A 3,491-nucleotide genomic window follows, 5' to 3' on the forward strand; every position below is an offset into this window, starting at 1 on the left:
ACCGGCTGGAGTCCACCGCCGGGCTGGTCCGGGACGCCGGCCGCCGCGCGCTGGCCGTGGCCACCGACGTGGCCGACCCGGCCCAGTGCCAGTCGCTGGTCGACGCCGCCATGGCCGAGCTCGGGCACGTGGACGTGCTGGTCAACAACGCCGGCGTCGGCACCGCCGTGCCTGCCACCCGCGAGACGCCCGAGCAGTTCCGGCAGGTGATCGACGTCAACCTCAGCGGCTGCTACTGGATGGCACAGGCGTGCGGTCGGGTGATGGGGCCGGGCTCGAGCATCGTCAACATCTCCTCGATCCTCGGGATCACCACCGGCGGCCTGCCGCAGGCGGCGTACTCGGCGAGCAAGGCGGGCCTGATCGGGCTCACCCGCGACCTCGCCCAGCAGTGGACCGGACGCAAGGGGATCCGCGTCAACGCGCTGGCTCCCGGCTTCTTCGACTCCGAGATGACCGAGACCTACCCCCCTGGCTACCTCGACGCCATGGTGCCGCGGATCCCGACCGGCCGACGCGGAGACCCGCGTGAGCTCGCCGCGGCCGTGGTCTTCCTCGCCTCGGCGGCCGGCGGCTACATCACCGGGCAGACCCTGCCGGTCGACGGTGGGCTGACGATCACCTGACCCGGCCGACCCGGCGCCGTCGGACGGGTCGCCACCGCGTCATTGCGCCGCGGGTGTGGCGGGGGTCACACTGGAAGGTGGCCGGAGACGAAGGCGGGCCGCCATGTCCGAACCGGGGTCAGCACCCAGCAGCACGGACGGACGCGCTCCCACGCCGGCCCGGGACCTGGCTGACGCCCGGGAGCAGGTGAGCGCGAGCCGGGAGATCCTGGAGGCGCTCGGCCGCGCCACCGACGACCCCGGCCGGGTGCTGGACGCGATCGTGGAGCGCTCCATGCGGCTGTGCGGGGCCCACGCCGCCCAGCTCTACCTCCGCGAGGGTGAGGGCTTCCAGGTCTCGAGGATGGCCGGTGAGGTCCCCGAGGAGTTCCACCGCCAGCTGCGCGACCGTCCGGTCACGGTGGACCGGTCGAGCCTGGTCGGGCGGGTGGTCCAGGACCGGCGCACCCAGCAGATCGCCGACGTGCTGACCGACCCCACCTACGGCCGGCTGGACCTGCAGGCGCTGGCCGGGTTCCGGACGCTGCTCGCCGCGCCGCTGATCGTGGGTGAGGAGGTGGTCGGCGTCCTGCTGATGTGGCGCGCCGAGGTCGTGCCGTTCGACGAGCGCGAGGTGGCGCTGCTCGAGGAGTTCGCCGCCCAGGGCGCCATCGCGCTGCGCCAGGTCGACCTGATGCGGTCCTTGGAGGAGCAGCGGGTCGAGCTGGCCCGGAAGGTCGCCCAGCTCGAGGCGCTGCGCGAGGTCGGGGACGCGGTGGCGTCCACCCTGGACCGCGACGAGGTCCTCTCCCGCATCGTCACGAACGCCGTGGTGCTCACCGACACCGACGGTGGCTCGGTGATGGAGTACGACGCGGCGCACGACGAGTTCCGGGTCCGCGCCGCCTACGGAAGCTCCCCGCAGCTGGTGGCGGCGCTGCGCCGCGTGCGGATCCGCGCGGACCGCACGCTGGTGGGCCGTACCGGCCTGGAGCGGCGACCCATCGCCGTACCGGACCTGGGGGCCGTCCGCCTGGACCGGCACCTGGAGGCGTTGTACCGGGACGGCTGGCGCTCGCTGCTGGCAGCACCCATCCTGCGGGGCGAGCTGCTGCTGGGGGTGGTGGTGATCCGCCGGCGCAGCGTCGGGCCGTTCTCGGAGGAGGTGGTCGAGCTGCTCGAGACGCTGGCCAGCCAGTCGGCGGTGGCGATCGTCAACGCGAGGCTGTTCGGGGAGCTGGCCCGCAAGAGCCAGGAGCTGGAGGTGGCCAGCCGGCACAAGTCGGAGTTCCTGGCCAGCATGTCGCACGAGCTGCGCACCCCGCTCAACGCCGTGATCGGTTTCTCCGAGGTGCTCATCGACCGGATGTTCGGTGACCTCAACGAGCGGCAGGACGAGTACCTCCACGACATCCGCAACTCCGGCCGTCACCTGCTGGAGCTGCTCAACGAGATCCTGGACCTCTCGAAGGTGGAGGCGGGTCGGCTCGAGCTCGAGCCGACCGAGTTCCTCGCGCCCAGCGCCCTGGAGTACGCGCTGTCCCTGGTGCGCGAGCGCGCCTCGGCCCACCGCATCGCCCTGTCCCTGCAGGTCGAGGACGGCGTCGGGCTCCTCGAGGCCGACGAGCTGCGCTTCAAGCAGGTCGTGCTGAACCTGGTCAGCAACGCGGTCAAGTTCACCCCCGACGGGGGCACGGTCACGGTGCGCGCCAGTGCCTCCGACGACGGGTTGACCGTCACCGTGTCCGACACCGGGGTGGGGATCCCCGAGGAGGACCGCGAACGGATCTTCGAGTCCTTCCAGCAGGGCGGCCGCGGAGCGCCGCGCGAGGAGGGGACGGGGCTGGGCCTGACCCTGTCGCGACGTCTCGTCGAGCTGCTCGGCGGTCACCTGTGGCTGGACAGCGCGCTGGGCGCGGGCAGCACGTTCGGGTTCACGATCCCGTTGCGGCCACCCCTCGCGCCCGGGTACCGGAAGCCCGACCCGGCCGACGACGACCTGCCGGTGGTGCTGCTGGTCGACGACGACCGGGCCTCGCTCGACCTGGTGTCGGCGTACCTCTCGGGGGGCCGGGCCCACGTGGTGCGCGCCCGGGACGGCGTCGACGCGCTCACCATGGTGCGCCAGCTGTCCCCTGCGGCCGTGGTGCTGGACATCCGGCTACCCCGGCTCGACGGCTGGGAGGTGCTCTCAAGGCTCAAGGCCGATCCCGGTACGGCGGGCATCCCGGTCGTGGTGGTCTCGGTGGTCGACGAGCGAGCCCGCGGCCTGGCGCTGGGAGCAGCCGACTACCTGCTCAAGCCGATCCGGCGGGCGGACCTGGTGGCGGCCCTGGACCGGGTCGGCGCCCTGCGCGCCGAGGGCCCGGCGGGAGGTGTGCCATGACCGGACGGATCCTCGTGGTCGAGGACAACCCGCTCAACCTCAAGCTCCTGCGGGACGTGCTGCAAGCACACGGCTACCACGTCGTCGAGGCCACGACCGGCGAGGACGGCCTGGCCGCCGTCGCCCACACCCCGCCGGACCTGGTCCTCATGGACCTGCAGCTCCCCGGTCTCGACGGCACGCAGACCATGGCCCGGATGCGCGCGGCCGGCCTCGGAGCCGGGGTGCCGATCGTCGCGGTCACCGCCTTCGCGATGGCCACCGACCGTGAGCTCGCCCTCGCGGCGGGGTTCGACGGGTTCATCGAGAAGCCGATCAGCGTCCGCTCGCTGCCCGACCAGGTCCGGTCCTACCTCGACGCCCGGGAGCGGTGATGGCGACGACCGCTGCGGGTCCTCCGGTCACCGTGCTGGCCGTCGACGACCGACCCGAGAACCTCCGGCTCCTGGACGCGGTGCTCACCCCCCGGGGCTACCGGGTGCTGTGCGCGGAGTCGGGGG

3 protein-coding genes are annotated in these 3,491 nt (G+C 73.0%); all 3 read left to right on the forward strand.

All coding sequences use genetic code 11. The features are described from left to right. Positions 1-626, forward strand: a 626-nt coding sequence (locus PLP61_RS15810) for an SDR family NAD(P)-dependent oxidoreductase (RefSeq protein ID WP_324503715.1), incomplete at its 5' end; no start/stop codon positions are given. A gap of 103 nt (positions 627-729) precedes the next feature. Further along, positions 730-2,991: a hybrid sensor histidine kinase/response regulator gene (locus tag PLP61_RS15815; protein ID WP_324503716.1), complete on the forward strand. Its 2,262-nt coding sequence runs from the start codon at positions 730-732 to the stop codon at positions 2,989-2,991. Continuing rightward, positions 2,988-3,365: a response regulator gene (locus PLP61_RS15820; protein WP_324503717.1), complete on the forward strand. Its 378-nt coding sequence runs from the start codon at positions 2,988-2,990 to the stop codon at positions 3,363-3,365. The genes PLP61_RS15815 and PLP61_RS15820 overlap by 4 nt, the downstream gene beginning before the upstream one ends. The last annotated feature ends 126 nt before the right edge of the window (positions 3,366-3,491 follow it).

It is taken from the genome of Nocardioides sp. (assembly GCF_035429765.1).
Lineage (GTDB): Bacteria > Actinomycetota > Actinomycetes > Propionibacteriales > Nocardioidaceae > Nocardioides.

Bases quoted from the DNA above. Each gene is read 5' to 3' on its own strand.
- PLP61_RS15815 (WP_324503716.1), top strand. From the start codon at position 730: ATGTCCGAACCGGGGTCAGCACCCAGCAGCACGGACGGACGCGCTCCC.
- PLP61_RS15820 (WP_324503717.1), top strand. From the start codon at position 2,988: ATGACCGGACGGATCCTCGTGGTCGAGGACAACCCGCTCAACCTCAAG.